Source organism: Joostella sp. (genome assembly GCF_048266025.1).
GTDB classification, from domain to species: Bacteria; Bacteroidota; Bacteroidia; order Flavobacteriales; family Flavobacteriaceae; genus Galbibacter; species Galbibacter atrarenae.
This window is the reverse complement of sequence record NZ_JBLXAF010000012.1, coordinates 24893-50384: the sequence shown is the minus strand read 5'-3', so window position 1 is coordinate 50384 and position 25492 is coordinate 24893. Positions and strand designations below refer to the sequence as shown.

Sequence of the window (25492 nt, the reverse complement as noted above, 5' to 3'; positions counted from 1 at the left end):
AATTAATTCGCTTTACAACGAAATATAGACTTAATAATTTACATATTCAACAATTTCAAGTCCGTAACCAATAATACCTACTCTTTTAGTTTGCGAAGAATTAGACATTAATTTTATTTTAGAAATGTCTAAATCGTGAAGTATTTGCGCTCCAATTCCAAAATCTTTGGCGTCCATATTTATTTTAGGAGCTCTCATTTCGCCTTCTTCTTGTAGTTTTTTCAATTCTGATAAGCGTCCAAGTAGATTTAAAGAATGACTCTCTTGATTTATAAATACAATCGCACCTTTATCTTCTTTATTTAGCAATTTAAACATATCATCAAGCTTCTTATCAGCATCACTGGTAAGAGTTCCTAAGATATCGTTATTTACCAAAGTAGAATTTATACGTGTTAATACCGGTTCGTCTACAGTCCAAGTACCTTTAGTGAGGGCTATATGAATCTGATCGTTTGTAGTTTGTTTATAAGCACGAAGTCTAAACTTCCCATATCTTGTTTGGATATCAAAATCTTCTCCTTTTTCTATCAGGCTATCGTGTTGCATTCTATATGCAATAAGATCTTCTATTGTAACAATCTTTAAATCATGAGATTTAGCAACTTCGCACAACTCTGGTAATCGAGCCATGCTCCCGTCTTCATTCATTATTTCTACAATAACACCAGCGGGTTCTAAGCCTGCAAGTCTAGCGAAATCTATAGCAGCTTCTGTGTGTCCTGTTCTTCTTAAAACACCACCTTCTTTCGCTACTAAAGGAAATATGTGTCCTGGTCTAGCTAGATCGAAAGATTTAGTGTTCTTATCTATAAATGCTTTTACTGTTTTAGCTCTATCTCCAGCAGAAATACCAGTTGTAACACCATGCCCACGTAAATCTACTGATACAGTAAATGCAGTTTCCATTGGATCGGTATTATTTCCAACCATTGGATGTAAGTCTAACTCTTTACACCTTTTTTCTGTTAGGGGTGCACATATTAATCCACGACCATGAGTAGCCATAAAATTAATCATCTCTGGAGTTACCTTATCTGCAGCTGCAACAAAATCTCCTTCATTTTCTCTATTTTCATCATCGACAACAATTATTACCTTTCCTGCTCGGATATCGGCTATTGCTTCTTCAATGCTATTTAGTTTAATATCTGTTGCTGACATTAGTGTATTTGTGTTCATTACAAATTTTTATCAAAGATACTTAATTAGATACTTTTGGCTCCTTTTTCTTCAACTTTTGACTTCTTTTTCTTTAGAAAACTGAATAGCTTTCCAACGTTTTTAAAAGAAAAGTTTGTTTCAAATAAAGCCTTATCGGCAGTAGCTCGCCTTGTTAAGAAGATTCCTAACGGAAGCATAATTCCAGTTGCAACCCATGCGCCAATTACAGGAGGAATACTTCCATCTTCAGCATAGTTCTTAGCAAAAATCCCTATAAAGTGATAGGTTAGGAATAATCCAATTGCAAGTACCATAGGAAGTCCTAATCCACCTTTTCTAATAATAGCGCCCAATGGCGCTCCTACGAAAAAGAGGATAAAACAAGCAAAAGCTAATGCATATTTTTGGTGTAAAGAAAGAATATGGTGATTGTAAAGTTTTAATCTCCTGTTTAAATCCCATTTCTTACCTTCTAAAGTAGATGTGGTATTCTTTACAGTATTCAGCGCCATATCTACTAATTGGTTCTGTCTGTAATCTTCAAAAATGGTGATAATACTATCACTATTCTCTGTTATTAACGCATGAAGCTTTTCTTTTTCTTCAGCAGAAATAACAACTTTATCTTTATTACTATCTGGCTTTTTAGCCTTAGTAGGAGTTATTTTAAGATTCGCTGCTCCTGTTCTCTTGTAGACATTTTCTCCAAAATTGGTATAGATTTTTTTATTGTCCTTTTTAATGGAATCTATAGCGTAATCTAGCTCCGTAACATTAAGCATTTTGAAAGTGTTCTTAACCTTTTCTTCTTCAAGATCTACATTATTTAATTCCGATAGATCCATAAATATGGTATAGCGATCAAAACTTGCTTTTGCATGTGGGTAATTATCTCTTTTATCTCGACTTTCTGCTTTTAAGTCTTCGTAGTAATTCCCATTTTTTAATATTAGCTGAAGGATATTTGAGTTTTCACTGCTTACAAGCTCCCCATCAACAGATTTAATAACTTTATTATTTATGTTTCCATCTGATAATTGATGAATAATAACGTTATCCAGAAGATTGTCATTGTCTCCGTGTTTTTCATCAACCTTAATGCTAAAATCTTCTCCTACGGTACTAAAAGCTCCTTCTGAAATTGCCATTGCAGGCTTCATTTGAGCAATATTCCTTCTTAGGTTATAAGACTTGTATTCCGCAGCAGGAATAATATCATTTGCAAAAAAGAAAGTCCCAATACTCAAAAAGAATATAAAGACTATTAATCCTCGCATAGCACGATACAATGAGATTCCGGAGGCTTTCATTGCAGCAAACTCATAGTTTTCTGCCAAAGAACCGAAAGTCATTATCGAGGCTAATAACACAGTAAGTGGGAGTACATTTGGTACAAGGTTAGGGGAGTAGTAGAATAAAAATTTTCCTACAATAGCTAAATCGATATCTTTCCCAGCAAATTCGTCAATAAAAAACCAAATTGCTTGAAAAATAAATATAAGCATCAGTATAACAAACGAACTGATGAAATTATATAAAAATCTCGATAGAATATATCTGTCTAAAATCTTCAAATTACTAGTTTGTTATGATGTAGTATCCTAAATTTTCATATTTCCTTTTGTCGAAGGTAAATAATGATTTTGAAAGTGGCTCGTCTGTTCTAAAAGAATTAACTGTAATAGTAGTCTTTGTTCCGTTGTTACCAACTTCAATTAAATTATAAATATGTTTTGTTTGCGCATCAATACCTAGCAAAATCTGCTTGATTTCTGAATTACTATCTATTGGTGTTAACTCAACATATTGGATATTTCTCCCTTTTACATTCTGAAGAATATCCCACTTATAATTATACCCTTTTTTATAAAAAGTAAGCATTTTAGAAGGTGTAATTGTTCCTTCTGTATCACCTTCATTCGCTTCGATTACTACTTCTTCATTTTCAGGAATTATTGTGTATGTATTACTTCCGTCAAATATTTTTGTAGCTCCTAAATAGTTGAAAACATATTTATCACCTTTAATGGTTACATCACCTTTTGTTTCTTGGTGAATACTCTCCGAAGTGTTATCTAAAGCATACTTAAATTCAATAAAAATATTATCGTAGCTTTTTACTTTATTATAAACTTCGTCTAATAATGTTTTGGCTTTTGCATTGCTTTGAGCGTTTGCACCTATAGAAATAAGAACTACTGATATTAATAAAAATATTTTTTTCATTTTGTGTTTTAAATTATGTTTTCTGAGCTTTTACTCGTTGCTTAATAATTGATCTAATGCTGCCATATCCGATACAAGTACTTGTCTTGCTTTACTACCTTCAAAAGGACCAACAATTCCTGCTGCTTCTAACTGATCTACAATTCTTCCAGCTCTGTTATAACCAAGCTTTAATTTTCGTTGTAAAAGGGAAGCAGATCCCTGTTGTGCAATAACAATAACTTCTGCTGCTTCTCTAAAGAGCGCATCACGATCGGAGATATCTACATCAAGTCCTGTGCCAGACTCTTCTCCTACATATTCTGGCAGTAAATGAGCGTCAGGATAAGCTCGTTGTCCACCAATAAAGTCTGTAATTTTATCTACTTCTGGAGTGTCCACAAAAGCACATTGTAGCCTTGTAAGATCGTTTCCTTGCGTATAAAGCATGTCTCCACGACCAATTAATTGATCCGCTCCAGGAGAATCTAAAATTGTTCTTGAGTCAATTTTAGAAGTTACTCTAAAGGCAACCCTAGCTGGGAAATTCGCCTTAATAATACCTGTTATAACGTTTACAGAAGGACGTTGTGTAGCTACAATCAAGTGAATTCCGATCGCACGCGCTAATTGTGCTAGACGGGCAATTGGTGTTTCTACTTCTTTTCCAGCAGTCATAATTAAATCGGCAAACTCATCAATAACCAATACAATATACGGTAGAAATTGGTGTCCGTCGTTTGGATTTAGTTTTCTAGCTTTAAACTTAGTGTTGTATTCTTTAATGTTTCTCACCATGGCGTTTTTCAACATCTCATAGCGATTATCCATCTCTATACAAAGTGAATTTAAAGTATTGATTACTTTAGTGTTGTCAGTTATAATAGCTTCTTCGCTGTCCGGAAGTTTAGCCAAAAAGTGACGTTCGATTTTATTAAATAGCGTAAGCTCTACTTTTTTAGGATCGACTAATACAAATTTTACTTCTGCAGGATGCTTTTTATAAAGTAGAGAAGTTAAAATTGCATTTAATCCAACCGATTTACCTTGCCCTGTTGCTCCCGCCATTAATAAGTGAGGCATTTTGGCAAGATCGACAACAAAAGTTTCATTGCTAATAGTTTTACCAAAAGCAATTGGTAATTCCATTTCGGCAGCTTGGAATTTCTTAGAAGCAATTACCGAGCGCATAGAAACAATAGTAGAATTTTTGTTTGGAACCTCAATACCAATTGTTCCTTTCCCAGGGATCGGAGCGATGATTCGAATTCCTAATGCCGCTAAAGAAAGCGCAATATCATCTTCTAAATTTTTAATTTTTGAAATTCTCACTCCCGCAGCAGGAACTATTTCGTACAATGTTACCGTAGGGCCAATAGTTGCCTTTATTTGAGAGATCTCAATTTTATAGTTTTTAAGAGTATCTACAATTTTATTCTTGTTTTCCTCTAGCTCTTCTTGATTGATGGTTATGCTTCCAGAACCATATTCATTTAAAAGCTCTAGCGTTGGAAATTTATAATTGCTTAATGCTAGTTTTGGATCAAATTCCCCAAAATCTTTGACTAGTTTATCTGAAAGGTTGTCGATTTCTTCTTTCTCCTCTTCAACAGTTTCTACTTCTATTTTCAGTTCTTCTTTTTCTTGTGTAGGAGTAGTCTCTTGTGTTTTTAGTGTTGGAGCAGCTAGTTCTTCATCATCCTCTTCTTCATCGGCTATTTTCACTTCAAAAGAGTTTTCGATATCTACATCAGATGTTTCATCAGTAATTTGACTTTCAGAATTAGTGTTAAGAGTATTTACTTTCTCTATTTCTTTTTCTAAAGATTCTTCAGTATCTGTATTCTGGTTAGTAGATTCTTCGCTATGCTCTGCTTTTACTTTATTAGATTTAAAAGCAGCTTTAAACTCTTCCTGTGTTGTGTAGAATAATGCTTTTATTTTTTGAGGAGTAACACCAAGTCTTATAACTGCATAGGTAATAAATATAAAAAACAACACTAAAACAACTCCGATTACTCCAATATAGGCGCGTAGAAAATCATTCATTTCAAAACCTATAACTCCCCCAAGTAGTGGAGCGCTTTCTGAGAAAAACCCGAAAAATATAGCTAACCAAACACTTACAATAACTCCCCAAAAAACTCTATTAATCAGTTTTTTAAGACTGTAGTTTAAAAACATATAAAGTCCAATCTGGAATAAAAGAATAGGGAAAATAAATGCAGCAATTCCAAAGCCTTTGTAAATAAAAAAGTGACTTACGGATGCACCAAATTTATTAAGCCAATTTTTAGCTTCAGCTTGTCGGTCACCAAATTCTTTTAGTAAGCTTTGGTCTTCTTGCCAAGTAGAAAAGTACGAGATAAAAGCAATAACACAAGCAACACTAAGTAGCATTAACAAACTCCCAAAAATGATTTTTTGTTGATTAGATACCTTAAAAGATATTTTCTTTTTTGAAGAAGCAGTCTTACTTGTTTTCGTCGTTTTTTTGGCCATCGGCTACATTAAGTTTAATCGCAAAAATACTAATTACAAACGTACATTTTCTATTTATATTTTTAAAATATTTTAGGAATGTAGATAATGCAACCTATTATTACTGCTGCAATGGCAGCAATGCATACAGCTCCAGCTGCTATATCTTTAATGAAGCCTATTTTTTTGTGATGTTCTGGGTGGACAAAGTCCGCAATTTTTTCGATAGCAGTATTTACTCCTTCTAAGCTAAGAATCAATGCTATAGTTAGGATTTGTAATATCCATTCTGTAGGAGATATATGGTAATAGAATCCAGCGATTGTAGTAATGACTGCAATAAAAAATTGCGTTTGAATGCTGGCTTCTGTTTTAAGAAGAAGATACGCTCCTTTAAGAGCGTATCTAATACTATGTATTCTATTTATTATAAAACTCATTAAGCTTTAATAGCGTTAAGTGCAGCTTCGTAATTTGGCTCGTCTACAGTTTCTGCTATTTGTTCTGTATATGCTACATTTCCTTCTTCATCTAATACAATTACAACTCTACTTAAGAGTCCTTCTAAAGGTCCATCTGTAAACTCTAAACCGTAATCTTTACCGAACTTCTGATTTCTAAAATCTGATAAAGAAATAACATTGTCTAATCCTTCAGCACCACAAAATCTAGCCATTGCAAATGGTAAATCTCTTGAGATACATAGAACTTTAGTGTTTTCCATATCAGAAACCTCTTTATTAAATGCACGAACACTTGCCGCGCACGTTCCTGTGTCTACACTAGGGAATATGTTTAAAACTACTTTAGAACCTTTGTAATCTCCTAATGAAGCAGAAGAAAGGTCTGTTTTTACTAAAGTGAATTCTGGTGCTTTTGTTCCTGTTTTAGGTAATTCTCCAGAAGTGTTGATTTTATTTCCTTTTAAAGTTACTGTTGCCATAATAATTTTTTATAAACGATTTTTTGTGTGATATAATCCTTTTGATGTTACTATTAATTGAGCGTAAGTCATCTTAATACTATAAATAGTAAAGGCTGAATTTACTTTTTTAAAGATATTAATAATTACTGATAAGTAGAAACAAAAAGGCAGCCTTTTCAGGCTGCCTTAATGCTCTTTTTCTCAATTCTTTCCCATGTGAGGATCTGTAGCTATTTATCAATAGAGCCTAAAACTCTCTTCATAAATTTGTTAACCGCCTCTTTTTGGTTTATTCCTTCTTCTTTTATCATTTTATTTACTTCCAAAGCGCCGTACATATTAGAGATTAATTCTCCTATAACGTCTAGCTCTTCGTCTTTTAATGAAGGTACTTCGGTAATAGCTTCTAACGTTTCTATTGCCTCAATTACGTAATCTTCATCATTAGTTTCAATAAAATTAGAAAGCTGTTTAATTACTGGTAGCTTCATCGATAAAAGATTTTAAAATTTCTGTCTTATTAGTCTGAATTTGGTTTTCAACCTTACCGTTTTTAAAAGCGGCAAAAGTTGGTAAATTGTCTACGCTAGCCAATTTTCTAGACTCAGGAAACTTCTCAGCATCTACAATTACAAATGTTGCATTTTCTGCTTCTTGAGAGAATTTCTTGAATTTTGGTTTCATAATGCGACAGTTACCACACCATCCAGCAGAATACTGTACTAAAACAGTTTCATTTTCTGCAATTAATTCAGCTAAATTGTCTTTTTCTAATTCTAAAAGCATAATTTCTTAGTTTGCGCTTAAGTATGCTGCAACTCCTTTTCTGTCGGCATTCATAGCATCTTTACCTTCTTCCCAGTTTGCAGGACATACTTCTCCGTTTTTCTGAACGTGAGTATAAGCATCGATTAGACGTAAATATTCGTTTACATTTCTTCCAACAGGCATATCATTAACGCTTTCATGGAATACTTTACCTTCTTCATCAATTAAGAAAGTAGCTCTGTAAGTTACATTGTCACCTTCGTATACGTAAGATTCTGTTTCCTCATTGTAAGTTTCAGAAGATAAATCTAAAATACGTAGCATATTAGCTAAGTTTCTGTTGCTATCAGCAAGAAGAGGGTAAGTAACACCTTCAATTCCTCCGTTGTCTTTAGAAGCGTTTAACCAAGCGAAATGTACTTCTGGAGTGTCACAAGATGCACCTACAACAATAGTGTTTCTTTTGTCAAATTCTCCTAAAGCTGCTTGGAATGCATGAAGTTCAGTAGGACATACGAACGTAAAGTCTTTTGGATACCAAAAAAGAATAACTTTTTTGTTGTTTTTAACCGCTTCTTCAAAAACGTTTAATTTAAAAGTATCTCCCATTTCGTTCATAGCGTCTACTGCTATATTTGGAAATTTTTTTCCTACTAGTGCCATATTTATTACTATTTAATTTTGTTAAATTCTCTATGCAAATTTAAGTAGTAATACAGAGGAAACAATGATTTTTAAATTATATTAACTTATCTAGGAATAAGAATTACCTATAGTAACTATTGCGAATAATTATTTTTATTGATAGCTTAAAATAAGTCGGCACTTATTAATAAATGTATAATATAAGCGCACTTATATTGTGAAATTATTTTTTCTCGGTGAGTTGTTTTATTTTGATATTAAATGCAGCATACAATAAAGTTACAAAAGGACTAAGATAATTGAAGAATGCATATCCAATATATGCAGTAGTATCTACTCCTAAAACGCCACTTTGATATGCTCCGCAAGTATTCCAAGGGACCAAAACAGAAGTTACAGTACCAGAATCTTCAAGGGTTCTACTTAGATTCTCTGGAGCCAACCCTTTATCTCGATATGCTTGTGCATACATTTTACCGGGAACTACGATAGCCAAATATTGATCGGAAGCAGTAACGTTTAATACTAAGCAACTAGCAACAGTACTTGCAAATAATCCGAATACAGAATCGAAAGCAGTAAGTAGGGCTTTACTAATTCTAGCTAGCGCTCCAATAGCGTCCATAATACCTCCAAAAACCATGGCGCATATAATTAGCCAAATGGTTCCTAACATACCAGACATTCCTCCAGAAGAGAATAAGTCGTTTAATTTCTCATTGCTAGTTTCTATAGCAGTATCTACCGTAATAGCATTCATAATACCTTTATATCCTGAGATAAAATTAAGATCGGTTGCTCCTGTAATACTTTTTACGATTTCTGGCTGAAAGATAAGTGCAAAAACACCTCCTAAAAGTGTTCCTATTAGTAATGCTAAAAGGGGAGGAGCTTTCTTTACAATTAGGAATATAACAACTACAGGGACTAAAAATAACCAAGGAGAAATATTGAAAGATTCGTCAATCGAAGACAATAAAGAAGCCGTTTCAGGCACTTTTGTTGTATCTAGATTAAGTCCAATTATCGTGAAAATTATAAGTGTTACAACAACAGTAGGTACCGTTGTTAATGCCATATATCTAATATGAGTAAACAAATCTGTTCCCGCCATTGCAGGCGCAAGATTTGTAGTGTCGCTAAGAGGAGACATTTTATCTCCAAAATATGCTCCAGAAATTACAGCTCCAGCTGTCATACCAGGAGAAATTCCTAAAGCTCCACCAATACCAACTAGCGCAATACCTACAGTAGCAGAAGTTGTCCAGCTACTTCCAGTTGCAATAGAAATAATTGCACAAATGATTACACAAGCAGAAAGGAAAAATGTAGGGTTTAATATCTGTAGTCCGTAGTAAATCATGGAAGGAATTACACCGCTTATAAGCCATGTTCCTGCTAAAGCACCTACAAAAAGTAAAATTAGAATTGCTCCAGCAGTAGATTTAATGTTATTAGCCACTTCCTCAAGCATTCTATCATAAGAAACCTTATTAAAAACACCTACAACACCTGCTACAGCGCCACCAATTAAAAGTATAAATTGGTTAGAACCGCTTAATGCATCATCACCATAAACAAACACATTAAAAGCTAATAAACCAACTAAAACAAGAACTGGGATAAGAGCTTCCCAAATACTAAGCTCTTTATTCTGAATTACTTTTTCGTCTTCCATTAAAATATTTTGATTTTGTAATGTTACGAAATGGAGGCGAAAGTTCAAAGTTTTATGTGATTTTCGTCAGTATTAATAGTGTTTTAAGTTTATAAATTATCAATTATAATGAGGATAGGAGTTTTATTTTATAAGGATTTTTAAAAAACAAAACTGCAGACCAAGATGTAAATCCTGAGTCTACAGTTTTAAATAACCTAAACCTAATTGTCAGTTTTTAGTTTAGTATATCAAGTTCTTTCATGCATGATTTCATCATTTCATAGGTACGTTTAATATCGTTATCTAATCCTATTGAAAAACGAATCAATCCATTGCTAAGTCCCATTTCTTCTTGCTCTTCTATTGGAATTTCTGAAGATGTAGAGCTTCCTGGAGCACTAAATAATGTTTTATAAAATCCAAGACTTACAGCAAGGTATCCAAGATTTTTTTCTTGCATCTTTTCCATAAGCGCATTTGCTTTTTCTAGAGATCCGATATCTATTGTTAACATCCCTCCAAAGCCATATTCTTCATTCATTTGAGATTTTAAAGTCTCATTTCCAGGGTGAGATGCTAATCCAGGGTAAACAACTTTTAATCCATCTTTTTCAAAGTTCTCAGCCAGATAAAGTGCGTTCTCACTATGTTTCTTTATTCTAATATGAAGTGTGCGTAAGTTTTTTAAGATGGAAGAAGCTCTTAAACTGTCCATTGTGCTTCCTAAAAGCATTGCGGCACCATCATTTACATCTTTTAAGCTCGTACAGAATTCTTTAGTTCCGCAAACAACACCACCAACAGCATCGCTACTTCCGTTTATAAATTTAGTAAGACTATTAATCACAATATCAGCGCCCAATTTTGCAGGAGCTACTGTTAAAGGGGAAAATGTGTTGTCTACCACTAGTGCGATATTATGTTTCTTAGCAATTTTTGCTAATCCTTCTATATCGGAAACTTCTAAAAGCGGATTGCTAATAGTTTCACAGTAAATCATTTTAGTGTTTTCTGTGATTGCTTCTTCTACTTTCTGAAGGTTTGTAGTGTCTACAAAAGAAGTAGGAATATTAAACTTAGGTAGGAAATTTTTCATAAAAGCATACGTTCCACCGTAAATTGTTCGGCTAGAAACGATATGGTCTCCTGCATTACATAATTGCATAATTACTGCAGTAATTGCACCCATTCCAGATGCGGTAACATTTGCTGTTTCTGTACCTTCAAGAGCGGCCAAAGCTTCGCCTAAATATAAATTAGAAGGGGAGGAGTGTCTGCTATAAAGGTAGCAACCCTCTGTATTACCTTCAAAAGTATCGAACATTGTTTTTGCTGATAAAAAGGTATATGTTGAAGAATCTGATATCGATGGATTTACACCACCAAATTCACCAAAGTATTGTAAATCTTGAACGTTGTCTGCGGGATTGAATTTCATAACTAATAAGGTTTATTTATTCATCAAAATAAGGTAATGGCTGACTAAATATCAATAGTGATAGGATTATTTAGATTAATAATCTACCATAGTGTGCTTAATGTGATTATATTTTTATTTTTGTTGAAATTAATTCAGCTAAAAGAAAATTTGTCATTTATGAAACTTGATAACATTGATAAAATCTTACTAGAATTACTGCAGAAAGATGCCAAACAAACTACAAAAGCACTTTCAATGCAGCTTAATCTATCTAAAACTGCCGTTTATGAGCGGATTAGGAAATTAGAAAAAGAAGGTGTTATTAAAGGATATACTGCACTTTTAGATAAAAGAAAGATAAATAAAGCATTTGCCGTTTTTTGTCATGTACGATTAGTGCAGCATACAAAAGAGCATATTACTAGTTTTGAGCGCGAAGTAATTAAGCTCCCAGAGGTGTTGGAATGTTATCACGTAAGTGGAGATTATGATTATATCTTAAAAATAAGTGTTGCAGATATGGCTACTTATAGGGAATTTATGACTACAAAACTGACTTCCTTAAAACATATAGGAAGTACGCATAGTATTTTTATGATTGAAGAAGTAAAAAACACAACGATAGTGGAATTATAATGCTAGCGTATTATTTAAACGTGCTATGTTGTATCCACTTTTAAGAACCTCTTTGGTTTGTTCACTTTCTTTATTTAATAAGGGATTTGTGTGATTGAAATGTATAAAATGAATTTTCTTTTTTTCTGATGTTTTTAAGTTTTTAAAAAGATCCATGCTTTCAATCACAAATGGATGCGGAATTTCAGAGATATCACGATTATTTATTTCTTCAGCATCGAAAAAGGTAGCGTCTAGAAAAGCATAATCTACTTTTTTAATTTCATCAATAATATCTGTATCCCATTTTTGCCATTTATCAATATCAGGAATAAATAGCACTTTCTTTTTTGGCCCAATAATAGTATATCCAACGGTTTCAGAATACTCATCCCGATGAGGCACTGTAAACGGAATTACGCTAAGGTTGGAAGTGATTTCTATTGTATCTTTTTGGTGTAGCGCCTCAATTTTAATATTAGAATTGTTGATCAATTGTTCCCAAGGACCATTATTCTCTATAAAACCTTTCAATTTAGGCATCGCATAAACAGGAACATTAGTAGCGTTCATAGCTTCTTTTCCTAAAAACATGAGTCCAGCGTAATGCCCAATATGAGCATGGGTAATAAAAATCCCGTCTGGGAGTTCACTCTCTCTTTGAGTATATCGTTTTAAAAGCTTGGTTTGCGTATTTATATTAGGAGAAGCTTCAAAAAGGAATGACTTTCCATTCTCTTGATCGTAAATTCCCAATGCTGTTACTTTCTTGGAAGCATCAGGATTATTAAAAAGGTCTGCACAGCAATCTTTATCACATCCTATTTGGGGAGCACCGGCATCTTGAACGTTTCCCAATACGATAAGAGAAACATCTTTTATAAGTTTAGGCGGATTCTCTTCATTTGAAATAGGAGTATTTTTATCCCTTTGGCATGAAAAGAGGCAAAAAGCTATGATTAACAGTAAATATTTCATTTAAATAATTATCTTTTATTGTAAAGCTTTAAATATAGGGAATGATTTTAAACAGTTTGAAATTATGGAAACATAGTTTAAGGAATACATTTGTTATAGAATGTTATAATTCAATAATTTTAAAAAGATAGATAGTTGCCTTCCCATAAAACATTTGTATTTTTGTTAGTACATTATAAAAGTTATACAAAAAACATACTATGAATTCATACGATGTGGCCGTTATAGGCTCAGGACCCGGTGGTTATGTAGCAGCATTACGTTGCGCACAATTGGGTATGAAAACTGCTATTATTGAAAAATATAACACTTTAGGAGGAACTTGCCTTAACGTAGGTTGTATTCCGTCTAAAGCACTATTAGATTCTTCTCACCATTATGAAGATGCAATATCTCATTTTAAAGAGCATGGAATAGATATTCCTGGGGAAATAAAGGTGAATTTAAAGCAAATGATAGCGCGTAAGCAAGGCGTAGTAGAACAAACAACTAGTGGAATCGATTTCTTGATGAACAAGAATAAAATTGATGTATACCACGGAATGGGAAGTTTTAAAGATGCTACTCATATTGAGATTAAAGGAGAAAAGAATGAAGAAATCGAGGCTAAGAAAATTATCATAGCTACAGGTTCTAAACCTTCTAGTCTTCCTTTTATTGAAATCGATAAAGAAAAAATTATTACTTCTACAGAAGCTTTAAAACTTAAGGAAATTCCTAAACACCTTATTATTATTGGTGGTGGAGTTATTGGTTTAGAGCTAGGACAGGTTTATAGTCGTCTTGGAGCTGAAGTTTCTGTAATAGAATATATGGATAGAATTATCCCTACTATGGATGGTGGACTTTCTAAAGAGTTACAACGTTCTCTTAAGAAAAGAGGTATGAAGTTCTTTACTTCTCATAAAGTAAAAGAAGTAACTCGTAAGGGAGATACTGTTACTGTAAAAGCTGATGATAAGAAAGGGAAAGAAGTTTCTTTTGAAGGAGATTACTGTTTAGTTTCTGTGGGAAGACGTCCTTATACTGAAGGATTGAACCTTGATAAAGCAGGTGTTAAATTAAACGATAGAGGACAAGTAGAAGTAAACGATCATTTACAAACTAATGTTTCTAATATCTATGCAATTGGAGATGTTATTAAAGGAGCGATGTTAGCTCATAAGGCTGAAGAAGAAGGAGTTTTAGTTGCTGAAAGCTTAGCTGGTCAAAAACCACATATCGATTATAACTTAATCCCAGGTGTTGTTTACACATGGCCAGAGGTTGCTGCTGTTGGTAAAACAGAGGAGCAATTAAAAGAAGCAGGTGTGAAATATAAAACTGGACAGTTTCCTATGCGTGCTTTAGGTAGAGCACGTGCTAGTATGGATATCGATGGGTTTGTAAAAATCCTTGCTGATGCTGAAACAGATGAAGTTTTAGGTGTTCATATGATTGGAGCTCGTACTGCAGATTTAATTTCTGAAGCAGTAACTGCGATGGAATTTAGAGCAAGTGCGGAAGATATTTCTCGTATGAGTCATGCGCATCCAACATATGCTGAAGCAGTAAAAGAAGCTGCTCTAGCGGCTACAGATGATAGAGCGTTACACGTTTAAGTAACTGTTTTAATAATATATAAAACGCCCAAAGATTTGATGATCTTTGGGCGTTTTTTGATTTACGAGTGTATTTCTATAGTATATTCAGCTTTAAATGTATTTTTCCCCGCCAGGTTAATAATCCCTTCTTTCTTTTCGAAATCTCCGTTCGTATCTTCGTGATCTGTAATTCCTAACCAAGGCTCTATACAAACAAAATCTCCATCTGGTTTAGCCCAAATTCCTACATAATCAAAATCAGAATAAGAAACAGTCACCACCTTTCCGTTGGTTTTATGAGCTAAACTTATTCTTTTAGACTTTAGATCTTTAAATATCAAGGCATCATCTTTAAATAATTCATGTTTTAGCTGTAATGTATCCGTATTTTCTAAAAAAGGAAGTGTTTTTCCGTTTTGTAAGCCCTTATCGTTTATTAAATGACGATTGCTATTTTCTTTCTCTTCAAAAACTAGTGAATAATCATCATAATTTTCATTATTCTTCAGAGGACATTTAAATGCTGGGTGACCGCCAAGAGAGAATAGCATTTTCTTGGAATCGTGATTTATAACTTCATGAGAAACTGTAAGAACTTTATCGTTCAACGAAAAAGTAATATTGAACTCAAACTTAAATGGATATGTTTTTAATGTTTCTGAATCATATTTGTATTGAAAAGTAATAGAATGCTCCTTGTGGTTGGTAATTTTCAAGGCTTCGTTATGTCTTATAAAGCCATGTTTAGGAACTGTATATTCTTCTCCTTGGTAATAGAAGAGATTGTTTTTTAGGCCGCCAATTATAGGAAATAAAACAGGTGCATGGCTACCCCAAATCTTTGGATCTGCCTGCCAGATATATTCTTGATTATCATTGTTTTTAATACTGCAAAGTTCGGCTCCAACTTTTGTAATATCAATTTGTAATAATGTGTTTTTGATAGATAGTTTTTCAGAATTTTTCATCGTTTGGCTATAAATAATGGATACTTATCAAAAGTATAAAAACTAGCTTACTATATTAAAAAAGATTGCTATCTTGTTATTAATATAGAAAATAAATAATTTTATTGATGAAAAAAATAATCGCTTTTGCTGGTAGTAATTCTAAAGGATCTATAAATTATGAATTGGTAAAATATACCGTTTCTTTAATTGATGATTATGATATTCAATTACTAAATATGGCAAATATGGCATTTCCTCTTTTTAGTGAAGATGAAGAGCGTGAAAACGGTTATAAAAACTCATTAATCGAGTTAAAAGATGATATTTTAGAAGCTGATGCTGTTATTATAAGTGTTAATGAACACAATAGCAATCCATCTGCTTATTTTAAAAACCTTATCGATTGGTTGTCTCGACTTGATCCAAAGTTTTTACTTGATAAGAAGTTATTTCTAATGGGAACTTCTCCTGGTGGAAGAGGAGCTATTTCTTCGATTACACTTATGGAGCAAACGTTGCCTAGATTTGGAGCTTCTTTAGAGAATATATTTTCGTTGCCAAAATTTGGAGAAAATTTCTCAGTAAAAAAAGGGACTATAATTAATGAGGAGCTAAAGCAAAAACACGCTGCTGAATTATCAGATTTTTTAAGTAAGATCTAATTAATTATTTAGGTTTTTCTGAGCTAATTCATCCGTTATAAAAGGTAAACTGATATTAAAAGATAAATAGCGACTCTTATTATTACCGTCGATAAAAGAATCTTTAAAGACATCTGTAAACCCTTGACTGTAACGTAGACTTACATAAATACCTTTACCGTTTCTTTTATATTGTAAATAATAACTAAGATTGGCAATTAGTCCATAATCGATGTCATTTACTCGAGTTCCAACGGCTTGTTTAAAGTCACCTATTTCGGAACTAAATGTAGCGTCTACGTCCTGTTTAAAAGACATTTGAGGAGCTAAACCAATTCTAAATTTAGAATTCGGAATTTTATAATTTACAAATATTGGAACCTGAATATAATTAAGTTCTATAGTTGCAGGAACATCACTGTATATATTATTTAAATAAGCATCAGGTCCATTCATTGAAAATGATTCGATATCAAAACTTCTTTTTGATAAAAAGTAAGCTGTAGGGCTCAGAGACCAAGAATCATTAATCTTAATATTCCCAGCAATTCCGAAGTTGATCCCAAGATTTGGTTTATTTCCTTCTATATTGCTATAATTTGTTAGAGGAACTCCAATTTCCATACTAAGATTAAACTTCTCTGATGCTACTCGATCTCCAAAAATAGCTGCAATAATAGCTGCTTGAGCGTTTGTTGCTAGAGGGAAAAGCATTAAGCAAGCATATAATACAACAGAGGATACGTTTAAATTAAGTTCCTTAATACTTTTCATAAGTTTTTGTATATCTAATATAATTATTCAACTAATATCAATAAAAAATCTAAAAAAGTAGATCCATTTTACTTTTAATTTCATCTAAGCATAGATTTCCTAAACTCCCTTTATGGCTATGAGAGATATTTCTTTTAGGAGTGAATTCTCCTCGTTGAATTTCTTCTCCCATTTTTTTATATGCGTCTCTAAAAGGCATTCCACTTAAAACTAAATCGTTCAAAGTATCTACACTAAAGAGATAATCATATTTTTTATCATCAATTACACCTTCTTTTACAATTATATTCTTGATAGAGAAAGTAAGCATTTCTAAGCATGATTTTAACTCTTGTATAGCAGGAACAATTATTTCTTTTGTAAGCTGAAGATCTCTGTGATATCCACTAGGTAAATTTGTAGTTAACATAGCTAGTTGGTTTGGAACTGCTTGGATTTTATTACATTTCCCACGGATAAGTTCAAAAACATCAGGGTTTTTTTTATGTGGCATAATACTAGACCCTGTTGTAAGTTCATCTGGGAAAGTAATGAAGTCAAAATTCTGACTCATATACAAGCATATATCCATGGACATTTTGGAGAGCGTTGAAGCAATACTACTTAATCCAAAAGCAGTACTTTTCTCAGATTTCCCTCTACTCATTTGTGCGGCTACCACATTATATTTTAGCGTTTCGAAAGCAAGCTCTTTTGTTGTGTAATCACGATCAATAGGGAAGGAGCTACCATAACCAGCAGCGCTTCCTAGTGGATTCTGATCTACAATTTTATGTGCAGCATCGATAAAATATAGATCGTCAATTAGACTTTCAGCATATGCAGAAAACCATAGTCCAAAAGAAGAAGGCATTGCAATCTGTAAATGTGTATATCCAGGGAGTAATGTTTCCTTGTGTTTGTCTGCTAATCCTAATAATACTTCAAAAAGTTCTCTAGTGCTATTCTTTATTTCAGAAAGCTCTTCTTTTAAATAAAGGTTTACAGCAACAAGAACTTGATCGTTTCTAGAACGAGCTGTATGGATTCTTTTTCCTGTGTCTCCCAGCTTGTCGGTTAAAAGGTATTCAATTTTAGAATGTGCATCTTCAAAATCATCTTCAATAGTAAAAGAACCATTTTTTATGGTTTCTCCAATATTTTCTAGTTCTGTTACTAAATCTTGAGCCTCTTCTTTAGTGATAAGATCAATTTTATGAAGCATTTTAGCATGCGCAATAGAGGCTAAAACATCATATTTTGCAATTACTAAATCTAATTCCCTATCTGAACCTACAGTGAAGATGTCTATTTTTTTATCAGTTGAAAAACCTTTTTCCCAAAGTTTCATTATTCTCTAGTATTATGAGTGTTATTATCTAGTTACGTATTGCCTAGAATGGTTATTAAGGCAAAGATAACTTTTATTATTATTAAAGCTAAAATCCATTACCGGCTTATAGCACTTTCTCTAATAACTTAATATATAAATCCACACCTTCTTCAATCTCATTTACATAAATAAATTCGTTTGCAGAATGTGATCGCGTAGAATCTCCAGGCCCTAATTTTAAAGAAGCACAGGTTAACGTTGCTTGATCTGAAAGGGTAGGAGATCCGTATGTTTCCCTTCCTAATTCAATACCAGCCTTTACAAGAGCGTGGTCTTTTGGAATAGCGGAAGAATTTAAGCGTAATGATCTTGGTGTAACTTCACAAGGAGCTAATTCTTTTAAGGTATCGTATACTTCTTGATTGCTATACTTGTCGTTTACGCGTACATCAATTACCAATTTGACTTCTGCAGGAACTACATTGTGTTGATTTCCAGCTTCTATCTGTGTAACTGTCATTTTTACAGGGCCTAAAACTTCAGATACTTTCTCGAATTTATAATCTTTAAACCACTGTAAAACGTTGATAGTTTTATATATCGCATTGTCGTCATTTGGATGTGCGGCATGACTTGGAGTTCCTTTTACAGAACCGTCAAAAACAACCAAACCTTTCTCTGCAATGGCAAGATTCATTAATGTAGGCTCACCAACAATAGCAACTTCGATTTCTGGCAGGCTTTTTAATACAGAATTGAGTCCTTTTGGACCTGAACTTTCTTCTTCAGCAGAAGCAACGATAACTATGTTATAATTAAGGTTTTTCTTTTGATAGAAATACGTGAAAGTAGCAATTAAAGAAACTAAGCAACCTCCAGCGTCATTACTTCCAAGACCAAATAATTTTCCGTCTTCAATATGAGGATTAAAAGGGTCTTTGGTATATGCAGTATTTGGTTTTACGGTATCATGATGCGAATTAAGGAGTAGCAAAGGCTTTCCTTCTGTATAATCTTCATTAAAAGCCCATATATTATTGTTTTCCCTTTTGAAAGGGATGTTATATCTCTGAAACCAATTTTCAATCAGTGCAGCTGTTTTTTCCTCTTCAGAAGAAAAAGATTGTGTACTAATTAGTGATTTTAAAAGTTCTATTGCCTCTTGTGTAAGTTGTTGAATAGTCATTATGTTAAGTTCTAATGTTGAAAATATGTTGTTTATATTTAATTAAGTGAAGAAGTCAATAAGTTGAAGATTGAAAATTAATCTTCTTATTGCCTCCCCTGAATTAAATAATATAACTTTAAAGAGTAATTGTTGTTTTTAGTTGGTTATCATCAGCGAGCATTGCTACACTACCTATAAAAACTTTTGACACCTTTTTTTCTAACGCATTAAAGCAATTATGAAGCTTTGGAAGCATTCCGTCTGCAATAATGTGTTCTTTTACAAGCGCTTGATATATCTCTGTATTAATATCTGTTATTACTGAATTTTCGTCTTCAATACTTCTTAAGACACCCTTTTTCTCAAAGCAATAATACAATTCTACTTCAAAATCGTTTGCTAAAGAAACGGCTATTTCTGAAGCAATTGTATCTGCGTTGGTATTAAATAATTGTCCATTTTTATCATGAGAAATAGCACAGCAAACAGGAGTGATATTATTATTCAGTAAAAGAGAAAACATCTCTGAGTTTACTTCAGTTACATCACCTACAAACCCAAAATCGTGAGTTTTTATAGGTCTTTTTATAGATTTTATAGTATTTAAATCTGCTCCAGAAAGCCCTAGCGCATTACAATTATTAGCCTGTAATTTTGCAACAATAGTTTTATTTACGAGTCCGCCGTAAACCATTGTAATGATATTTAGTGTTTCTCTATCGGTAATCCTTCTACCATCGACCATTTGAGTTTTTACACCCAATTTCTCTGATAACTGCGTTGCCATTTTTCCACCTCCGTGAACTAATATTTTAGCACCTTCTATGGCAGCGAAATTTGTAAGAACCTGATCAAGAACAGTTTCGTCTTCAATAAGATTCCCACCAATTTTTATAATAGATACTTTCATATGCGTTTATAAAATTTTAATAATGAATGTTGTAAAGTTTAGTTATGAGTAAATAACTGGTAACCAACAACTATTTCCCTTCCAGAATATTTTTTAATACAGCTTGTGCTGCATAAGTTCTATTGTTTGCTTGTTCGATTACCAACGATTGCTCACTGTCTAGAACTTCATCAGCAACGATTACATTTCGTCTTACAGGAAGGCAATGCATGAATTTCGCAGCTTTTATTTTATCAAGCGTAACCATCCAACTCTCATCAGTGCTTTTTATTTGTCCGTAGTCATTATAGCTACTCCAGTTTTTTGCATACACAAAATCGGCATCTTTTAAAGCTTCTTCCTGGTCGTAAATAATAGGAGTTTCTCCAGTGATTTTAGGATTTAATTCATAGCCTTCTGGATGTGTAATAACAAAATCTACATCTATCATCTGCATCATTTTAGCAAATGAATTTGGAACAGCATGAGGCAATGCTCTTGGGTGTGGAGCCCATGTTAAAACAACTTTTGGACGTTCTTTTTGTTTAAACTCTGAAATTGTAATAGCATCTGTAAGCGCTTGAAGCGGGTGAGCTGTTGCGCTTTCCATATTTACTACAGGAACTGATGCATGCTCTTTAAAACTTTTTATAATGAGTTCTTCTTCATCCTTTTTCTTATCAGTTAAAGAAGGGAAAGCTCTTAATGCAATGATGTCTACATATTGAGAAATAACTGCTGCAGCTTCTTTAATGTGCTCTGCAGTACCAGCATTCATTATGCTTCCATCTTCAAACTCTAAAGCCCAACCATCAGAATTGAGATTTAGAATCATAACTTCCATTCCAAGGTTTTGTGCCGCCTTTTGAGTACTTAAACGTGTTCTTAAACTAGAATTAAAGAATAAAAGTCCTATACTCTTATTTTTTCCTAACTCTTTATGAGAAAAAGGATTTGATTTTAAGGTGATAGCATTTTTAATAAGTTCATCTACATTATCGATGTCTTCTAAATCTAGGAATTGTTTCATTTTACTAATTTTTAATTTTCTAAAAGCCTATTGGATTTATCATATATCGCCTTTAGAAGTTATGTGTTTTATATCTATACTTTTATCGATTATATAAAAGTTATTTTAATTATTAACGAGGTTTTATCTTGGTAAATGGGATCTCATCTGCAACTGCATTAGTAATAAAATTTTCATTAAGTCCATTTACAATCCATGTTTCTATGCCTGCGGCAGACGCAATTTCTACGGCATCTACTTTAGATTTCATGCCTCCAGTTCCATGAGATGACTTTCCATCTGCAATTTCTGTAATTAGGCTTTCAAAACCAATAACTTCCTTAATAGTTTCTGGAGAATTAAGAGTCATTGATTCTTTAGTGTAAATTCCATCAGTATTTGTGGCAATAATAAGAAGATCTGCCTGTATGAGCTCTGCTGTTAAAGCGGCTAATTTATCATTGTCACCAAACTTAATTTCATCAGTAGCAACCGTATCATTTTCATTGATTATTGGAATGTAATCATTTTGAAGCAAGATATTTATGGTATTTACAATATTCTCTTTTGACGTTTTACTTTTAAAATCAGAATAGGAGAGGAGGCATTGTGAAATTAAGAGGCCTAATTCTCTAAAATTCTCTTGATAGATTCTCATAAGATGTAACTGCCCGATTGATGCAAGCGCTTGTTTTACATTAATCTCTTTGCCGTTACTTTCTAAGTTTACAAATTGCTTGGCTGCAGCTATAGCACCAGAGCTTACAATTACAAACTCATATTTATTTTTAAGTACTGCTATTTGTCTAGCAATATCTTCAATTTTACCGCGAGAAATGTGGTTTGTTTCTCTGGTTAGGGTATTGGAACCTATTTTAAGAACAATTCTTTTTTTGGTTGTTTTCATCATTTTAGTTGGACAAATGACATAAAAAAGGCTCGAAAAGCAATGCTATCATATTAAAAATATGGAGTCATTATTTACTTTTCGAGCCTTATTTATCTATACTTATATTTTAATTAAAAAATCATTCAATTTTAGTATAAGGAGTATTATCGTTGATAGTATTTAGAATGAAATTATCTTCCAATCCGTTTACTATCCATGTTTCGATATTTGCTTTGTTTGCAATCTCTAAAGCAATTACTTTAGAACTCATACCTCCAGTACCATGAGATGATTTTGTGTCATCCATAACCTCTTTTTTAAGGTCGGAGAAGTTATCTACTTCTTCAATAGTTTCTGGCGATCCTTCTGCAAAGGACTCCTTCGTATAAATACCATTTGTATTTGTTGCGATTATCAATAAGTCAACTTTTAATAAAGCAGCTGTTAAAGCAGCTAATTTATCATTATCACCAAATTGAATCTCATCAGTGGCAACCGTATCATTTTCGTTGATAATTGGAATGTATCCATTTTCAACCAAAATATTTATGGTATTTACAATGTTTTCTTTTGAAACATCTTTTTCAAAATCAGAATAAGAAAGTAGACATTGAGAAGCCAATAATCCTAACTCTCTAAAACTTTCTTGAAATATACGTATTAAGTGAGGCTGACCAATAGAGGTAAGCGCTTGTTTCACGTTAATATCTTCGCTATAAGTACTTTCTAAGTTTACAAATTGCTTAGCAACTACTTTGGCACCAGAACTCACGATTACAAATTCGTAATCATCTTGAAGTGCTGCGATTTGGCGACCAATATCTTCTAATTTACCTCTAGATATCTGGTCAGATTCTTTTGTAAGCGTATTAGATCCTATTTTTAAAAGAATTCTTTTCTTCTTTTTTTCGGGCTTACTCATTTTTTTGTTTTTAGTATTATGTTAAAGTTGTAAATGCTCACCAATTGAGCTTTTTTACAGTTCGATTAATTATCGAGTTATTATTATTTATTATTGTTAAACTTCTTTAATAGTGTAAAACTATCTAATTTGACCATCTCCATGGATATACCACTTATTGGTAACCAAGTGCTCAAGGCCAATAGGTCCACGCTGGTGTAATTTGTCTGTACTAATTGCCAACTCACCACCTAATCCTAATTGCGATCCATCTGTAAATCTAGTAGACGCATTATGATATACAGCAGCTGTATCTACGGTTGCCATAAATTCTTCTGCTACTTCTTTATCTTTTGTTATGATAGACGCAGAATGACCTCCAGAGTATTTATTTATCTTAGCAATTGCTTCTTCATTAGAATCAATAACACCAATTACTATTTTATAGTCTAAGAACTCTTCATACCAAATATTATCGTCTGATATAACAGTAACATTATCTAAATCACTTAGTTCTTTATCTACATGAACAGCTACTTTATGCTCCGCCAATTTGTCAAGAAGTCTTTTTGCAAACTCTTTATAATTTGGAAGATTTGTGTCAATAAGTACTTTATCTAATGCGTTACAAGCAGAAATCTTAGCTGTTTTAGCATTGATGATAACTTTAAGTGCCAAATCTAGATCTGCATCTTTTTGGACATATACAAAGTTGTTTCCTCTACCACTTACAATAACTGGACAATTTGCATTTTCTTTTACAAATTGAATAAGACGCTCACCACCTCTAGGAACAATAAGGTCTATTTGTTGTGTTGGCTTTTCTAAGAAAGCTTGAGTTTCTTGACGGTTAAATTGTAAATATTCAACCCAAACAGTAGAAACTCCATGTTTTTTCATGGCTTTATGCCATAAATCAACAATTAGTAGGTTAGAGTTTAAAGACTCTTTACCTCCTTTTAATAAAATCTTATTACCAGATTTAAAAGCAATTCCTGCTGCTTCTACTGTAACATCTGGTCTAGATTCGTATATAATCATGATAGTTCCGAAAGGAGCTGTTTTATTATAAACATCCATTCCGTTATCATGCTTAAAGTGGAAACGTTCTTTTCCTAACGGATCCTCTTGTGAAGCTAATTCTTTTAATGACGCTATCATCCCATCGATTTTAGCATCATCAACTTTTAGTCGGTCTTCCATAGCGAGATCATCGCCAGAATAACCGTTTAGGTCTTTCTTGTTTTCTTTTATGAGTGCATCTTTTTCCTCACGGATAAGATCAGCCATGGTTAATAATACATTATTTCTTTCGGAAATTGTTAGTATTTTATTCATTACAAGTTGTGATTTTCCAAAACATCAGACAAAGAATCTAAAAATGTGTCTATATGATGTTTCTTAATCGTTAATGGCGGTAAAATTCTTAATAAGTTCTTATTTGACGAGCCGCCTGTAAATATTTTTTTCTCGTAAATAAGCTCTTTTCTTATTTCTGATACATTTTGTTCAAACTCCATACCAAGCATCAATCCTCTACCTTTAAGTTTTTGTAAACTCTTGATTTCCTTTGATTTTTCAATAAAATAATCAGAAATTTCGTTCACGTTATCGATGAGTTTTTCATCTTCCATAACCTCCAGAACGGCAAGGGCAGCAGTACATGCCAAATGATTCCCTCCAAAGGTGGTACCCAGCATTCCATGTTTAGCTTTAAATCGTGGGTGGATTAATACGCCTCCAATAGGAAAACCATTACCCATTCCTTTAGCAACTGTCACTATGTCGGGTTCTATGTCATGATGTTGAAATGCAAAGAATTTTCCACTTCTACCATAACCAGATTGAATTTCATCTAAAATCAATACAGCATTGTGTTTTTTACATAATGCAGCTGCTCCTTGGAGAAATTCTGTTGTTGGCTCGTCTAAGCCTCCAACACCTTGTATAGGTTCAATAATAACCGCACATACGTCACCGAACGCTAATTCATAATCTAAAGAGTGAAGTTGGTTAAAAGGAAGGAATGTTGTGACGCTGTGCTGATTATTAATAGGAGCGTTTATAGCTCCATTATCGGTTGCTGCAACTGCTGCAGATGTTCTTCCGTGGAATCCATTTTTAAAAGCTATTACTCGCGACTTATTCGTATGAAAAGACGCTAACTTTAATGCATTCTCATTGGCTTCTGCTCCAGAATTGCAAAGAAATAGGTTGTATTCCTCACAATTAGAAAGCCTTCCTAACCTTTCTGCCAATTCCACTTGAAGTGGATTTTGAATGGCATTGGAGTAGAAACCAAGTTTGTTTACTTGCTCGGTAATGCGCTCTACATATGTAGGATGCGAATGACCAATAGAAATAACGGCATGACCTCCATAGAGATCTAAATATTCTTGACCGCTTTCATCGTAAACATAAACGTCTTTTCCCTTTTCAGGAGTAACGTTGTACAAAGGATAAACATCAAACAGTTTCATTTATTGTGCTAAAAATTATAAAGTTTGCTTAATTG

25 protein-coding genes are annotated in these 25492 nt (G+C 33.1%); 3 read left to right on the top strand and 22 right to left on the bottom strand.

The genetic code is table 11. The features are described 5' to 3' along the window. Window positions 1-30: 30 nt before the first annotated feature. From ribB to ACN0TY_RS16025, 11 genes are all read right to left on the bottom strand, one after another. Window positions 31-1182 (bottom strand): 3,4-dihydroxy-2-butanone-4-phosphate synthase, encoded by a 1152-nt coding sequence (gene ribB / locus ACN0TY_RS16075; protein ID WP_236960602.1) that lies wholly within the window; start codon window positions 1180-1182, stop codon window positions 31-33. A 26-nt stretch (window positions 1183-1208) separates the two neighbouring features. After that, window positions 1209-2669, bottom strand: a complete 1461-nt coding sequence (locus ACN0TY_RS16070) for an LptF/LptG family permease (protein ID WP_417445260.1) — start codon at window positions 2667-2669, stop codon at window positions 1209-1211. A gap of 73 nt (window positions 2670-2742) precedes the next feature. Next, complete coding sequence (locus ACN0TY_RS16065) at window positions 2743-3390, bottom strand: LolA family protein (RefSeq protein ID WP_417445259.1); 648 nt, start codon at window positions 3388-3390, stop codon at window positions 2743-2745. 30 nt (window positions 3391-3420) lie between these two features. Then, window positions 3421-5871 (bottom strand): DNA translocase FtsK, encoded by a 2451-nt coding sequence (locus ACN0TY_RS16060; protein ID WP_417445258.1) that lies wholly within the window; start codon window positions 5869-5871, stop codon window positions 3421-3423. Between the two features lie 62 nt (window positions 5872-5933). Beyond that, window positions 5934-6290, bottom strand: a complete 357-nt coding sequence (locus ACN0TY_RS16055; protein ID WP_236960593.1) for a diacylglycerol kinase — start codon at window positions 6288-6290, stop codon at window positions 5934-5936. Beyond that, window positions 6290-6793, bottom strand: a complete 504-nt coding sequence (gene tpx / locus ACN0TY_RS16050; protein WP_236960590.1) for a thiol peroxidase — start codon at window positions 6791-6793, stop codon at window positions 6290-6292. The genes ACN0TY_RS16055 and tpx overlap by 1 nt, the downstream gene beginning before the upstream one ends. Window positions 6794-7005: 212 nt before the next feature. Then, on the bottom strand, window positions 7006-7266 hold the full coding sequence (locus tag ACN0TY_RS16045) for a DUF6952 family protein (protein WP_236960588.1): 261 nt from the start codon (window positions 7264-7266) through the stop codon (window positions 7006-7008). Then, window positions 7247-7561 (bottom strand): thioredoxin family protein, encoded by a 315-nt coding sequence (locus ACN0TY_RS16040; protein WP_236960586.1) that lies wholly within the window; start codon window positions 7559-7561, stop codon window positions 7247-7249. Before ACN0TY_RS16040 ends, ACN0TY_RS16045 begins: the two co-directional genes overlap by 20 nt. A gap of 6 nt (window positions 7562-7567) precedes the next feature. Beyond that, a complete protein-coding gene (locus ACN0TY_RS16035; RefSeq protein ID WP_236960584.1) occupies window positions 7568-8206 on the bottom strand; it encodes a peroxiredoxin in 639 nt (212 codons plus the stop codon). A 205-nt stretch (window positions 8207-8411) separates the two neighbouring features. Next, on the bottom strand, window positions 8412-9866 hold the full coding sequence (gene nhaC, locus ACN0TY_RS16030) for a Na+/H+ antiporter NhaC (protein ID WP_236960582.1): 1455 nt from the start codon (window positions 9864-9866) through the stop codon (window positions 8412-8414). Window positions 9867-10083: 217 nt separating this feature from the next. Continuing rightward, window positions 10084-11286, bottom strand: a complete 1203-nt coding sequence (locus ACN0TY_RS16025; protein ID WP_417445257.1) for an aminotransferase class I/II-fold pyridoxal phosphate-dependent enzyme — start codon at window positions 11284-11286, stop codon at window positions 10084-10086. 159 nt (window positions 11287-11445) lie between these two features. Here ACN0TY_RS16025 and ACN0TY_RS16020 point away from each other — a divergent pair, with 159 nt between their 5' ends. Beyond that, on the top strand, window positions 11446-11904 hold the full coding sequence (locus ACN0TY_RS16020; RefSeq protein WP_236960578.1) for an Lrp/AsnC family transcriptional regulator: 459 nt from the start codon (window positions 11446-11448) through the stop codon (window positions 11902-11904). On the opposite strand, the gene ACN0TY_RS16015 is transcribed toward ACN0TY_RS16020, so the two are convergent. Continuing rightward, window positions 11899-12861 carry an MBL fold metallo-hydrolase gene (locus ACN0TY_RS16015; RefSeq protein WP_417445256.1) on the bottom strand — a complete coding sequence of 321 codons (963 nt, stop codon included), beginning with the start codon at window positions 12859-12861 and terminating at the stop codon, window positions 11899-11901. The genes ACN0TY_RS16020 and ACN0TY_RS16015 overlap by 6 nt on opposite strands. A gap of 200 nt (window positions 12862-13061) precedes the next feature. Here ACN0TY_RS16015 and lpdA point away from each other — a divergent pair, with 200 nt between their 5' ends. Continuing rightward, window positions 13062-14462 (top strand): dihydrolipoyl dehydrogenase, encoded by a 1401-nt coding sequence (gene lpdA, locus ACN0TY_RS16010; RefSeq protein ID WP_417445255.1) that lies wholly within the window; start codon window positions 13062-13064, stop codon window positions 14460-14462. 62 nt (window positions 14463-14524) lie between these two features. Here lpdA and ACN0TY_RS16005 read toward each other — a convergent pair whose 3' ends face one another. Continuing rightward, entirely contained in the window at window positions 14525-15412 is an 888-nt protein-coding gene (locus ACN0TY_RS16005) for an aldose 1-epimerase family protein (RefSeq protein WP_417445254.1), read from the bottom strand. Between the two features lie 107 nt (window positions 15413-15519). Here ACN0TY_RS16005 and ACN0TY_RS16000 point away from each other — a divergent pair, with 107 nt between their 5' ends. Further along, window positions 15520-16056: an NADPH-dependent FMN reductase gene (locus ACN0TY_RS16000; RefSeq protein ID WP_236960570.1), complete on the top strand. Its 537-nt coding sequence runs from the start codon at window positions 15520-15522 to the stop codon at window positions 16054-16056. Here ACN0TY_RS16000 and ACN0TY_RS15995 read toward each other — a convergent pair whose 3' ends face one another. From ACN0TY_RS15995 to ACN0TY_RS15955, 9 genes are all read right to left on the bottom strand, one after another. Beyond that, window positions 16057-16809, bottom strand: a complete 753-nt coding sequence (locus tag ACN0TY_RS15995) for a porin family protein (RefSeq protein WP_417445253.1) — start codon at window positions 16807-16809, stop codon at window positions 16057-16059. 49 nt (window positions 16810-16858) lie between these two features. Further along, window positions 16859-18139 (bottom strand): argininosuccinate lyase, encoded by a 1281-nt coding sequence (gene argH / locus ACN0TY_RS15990; RefSeq protein ID WP_417445252.1) that lies wholly within the window; start codon window positions 18137-18139, stop codon window positions 16859-16861. Between the two features lie 106 nt (window positions 18140-18245). Further along, window positions 18246-19307, bottom strand: coding sequence for a M20 family metallo-hydrolase (locus ACN0TY_RS15985; RefSeq protein WP_417445251.1), 1062 nt, complete (start codon window positions 19305-19307; stop codon window positions 18246-18248). Window positions 19308-19425: 118 nt separating this feature from the next. Next, entirely contained in the window at window positions 19426-20199 is a 774-nt protein-coding gene (argB, locus tag ACN0TY_RS15980) for an acetylglutamate kinase (protein WP_236960560.1), read from the bottom strand. A 70-nt stretch (window positions 20200-20269) separates the two neighbouring features. Beyond that, window positions 20270-21208, bottom strand: a complete 939-nt coding sequence (locus ACN0TY_RS15975; protein WP_417445250.1) for an N-acetylornithine carbamoyltransferase — start codon at window positions 21206-21208, stop codon at window positions 20270-20272. Between the two features lie 112 nt (window positions 21209-21320). Then, window positions 21321-22097 carry a glutamate 5-kinase gene (proB, locus tag ACN0TY_RS15970; RefSeq protein ID WP_417445249.1) on the bottom strand — a complete coding sequence of 259 codons (777 nt, stop codon included), beginning with the start codon at window positions 22095-22097 and terminating at the stop codon, window positions 21321-21323. A 118-nt stretch (window positions 22098-22215) separates the two neighbouring features. Next, complete coding sequence (gene proB, locus ACN0TY_RS15965; RefSeq protein ID WP_236960554.1) at window positions 22216-22998, bottom strand: glutamate 5-kinase; 783 nt, start codon at window positions 22996-22998, stop codon at window positions 22216-22218. A gap of 120 nt (window positions 22999-23118) precedes the next feature. Beyond that, on the bottom strand, window positions 23119-24315 hold the full coding sequence (locus tag ACN0TY_RS15960) for a glutamate-5-semialdehyde dehydrogenase (RefSeq protein ID WP_417445248.1): 1197 nt from the start codon (window positions 24313-24315) through the stop codon (window positions 23119-23121). Beyond that, entirely contained in the window at window positions 24315-25457 is a 1143-nt protein-coding gene (locus ACN0TY_RS15955; protein WP_417445247.1) for an aspartate aminotransferase family protein, read from the bottom strand. Before ACN0TY_RS15955 ends, ACN0TY_RS15960 begins: the two co-directional genes overlap by 1 nt. Window positions 25458-25492 lie beyond the last annotated feature (35 nt).

Bases quoted from the DNA above. Each gene is read 5' to 3' on its own strand.
- ACN0TY_RS16045 (WP_236960588.1), bottom strand. From the start codon at position 7,266: ATGAAGCTACCAGTAATTAAACAGCTTTCTAATTTTATTGAAACTAAT.
- ACN0TY_RS16060 (WP_417445258.1), bottom strand. From the start codon at position 5,871: ATGGCCAAAAAAACGACGAAAACAAGTAAGACTGCTTCTTCAAAAAAG.
- ACN0TY_RS16020 (WP_236960578.1), top strand. From the start codon at position 11,446: ATGAAACTTGATAACATTGATAAAATCTTACTAGAATTACTGCAGAAA.
- ACN0TY_RS16040 (WP_236960586.1), bottom strand. From the start codon at position 7,561: ATGCTTTTAGAATTAGAAAAAGACAATTTAGCTGAATTAATTGCAGAA.
- ACN0TY_RS16065 (WP_417445259.1), bottom strand. From the start codon at position 3,390: ATGAAAAAAATATTTTTATTAATATCAGTAGTTCTTATTTCTATAGGT.
- ACN0TY_RS15960 (WP_417445248.1), bottom strand. From the start codon at position 24,315: ATGAATAAAATACTAACAATTTCCGAAAGAAATAATGTATTATTAACC.
- ACN0TY_RS16015 (WP_417445256.1), bottom strand. From the start codon at position 12,861: ATGAAATATTTACTGTTAATCATAGCTTTTTGCCTCTTTTCATGCCAA.
- argB (WP_236960560.1), bottom strand. From the start codon at position 20,199: ATGAAAGTATCTATTATAAAAATTGGTGGGAATCTTATTGAAGACGAA.
- ACN0TY_RS15955 (WP_417445247.1), bottom strand. From the start codon at position 25,457: ATGAAACTGTTTGATGTTTATCCTTTGTACAACGTTACTCCTGAAAAG.
- lpdA (WP_417445255.1), top strand. From the start codon at position 13,062: ATGAATTCATACGATGTGGCCGTTATAGGCTCAGGACCCGGTGGTTAT.
- nhaC (WP_236960582.1), bottom strand. From the start codon at position 9,866: ATGGAAGACGAAAAAGTAATTCAGAATAAAGAGCTTAGTATTTGGGAA.
- ribB (WP_236960602.1), bottom strand. From the start codon at position 1,182: ATGAACACAAATACACTAATGTCAGCAACAGATATTAAACTAAATAGC.
- ACN0TY_RS16070 (WP_417445260.1), bottom strand. From the start codon at position 2,669: ATGCTTATATTTATTTTTCAAGCAATTTGGTTTTTTATTGACGAATTT.
- proB (WP_417445249.1), bottom strand. From the start codon at position 22,097: ATGATGAAAACAACCAAAAAAAGAATTGTTCTTAAAATAGGTTCCAAT.
- ACN0TY_RS15975 (WP_417445250.1), bottom strand. From the start codon at position 21,208: ATGAAACAATTCCTAGATTTAGAAGACATCGATAATGTAGATGAACTT.
- ACN0TY_RS16005 (WP_417445254.1), bottom strand. From the start codon at position 15,412: ATGAAAAATTCTGAAAAACTATCTATCAAAAACACATTATTACAAATT.
- ACN0TY_RS15985 (WP_417445251.1), bottom strand. From the start codon at position 19,307: ATGACTATTCAACAACTTACACAAGAGGCAATAGAACTTTTAAAATCA.
- ACN0TY_RS16035 (WP_236960584.1), bottom strand. From the start codon at position 8,206: ATGGCACTAGTAGGAAAAAAATTTCCAAATATAGCAGTAGACGCTATG.
- argH (WP_417445252.1), bottom strand. From the start codon at position 18,139: ATGAAACTTTGGGAAAAAGGTTTTTCAACTGATAAAAAAATAGACATC.
- ACN0TY_RS16055 (WP_236960593.1), bottom strand. From the start codon at position 6,290: ATGAGTTTTATAATAAATAGAATACATAGTATTAGATACGCTCTTAAA.
- ACN0TY_RS15995 (WP_417445253.1), bottom strand. From the start codon at position 16,809: ATGAAAAGTATTAAGGAACTTAATTTAAACGTATCCTCTGTTGTATTA.
- ACN0TY_RS16025 (WP_417445257.1), bottom strand. From the start codon at position 11,286: ATGAAATTCAATCCCGCAGACAACGTTCAAGATTTACAATACTTTGGT.
- ACN0TY_RS16000 (WP_236960570.1), top strand. From the start codon at position 15,520: ATGAAAAAAATAATCGCTTTTGCTGGTAGTAATTCTAAAGGATCTATA.
- proB (WP_236960554.1), bottom strand. From the start codon at position 22,998: ATGAGTAAGCCCGAAAAAAAGAAGAAAAGAATTCTTTTAAAAATAGGA.
- tpx (WP_236960590.1), bottom strand. From the start codon at position 6,793: ATGGCAACAGTAACTTTAAAAGGAAATAAAATCAACACTTCTGGAGAA.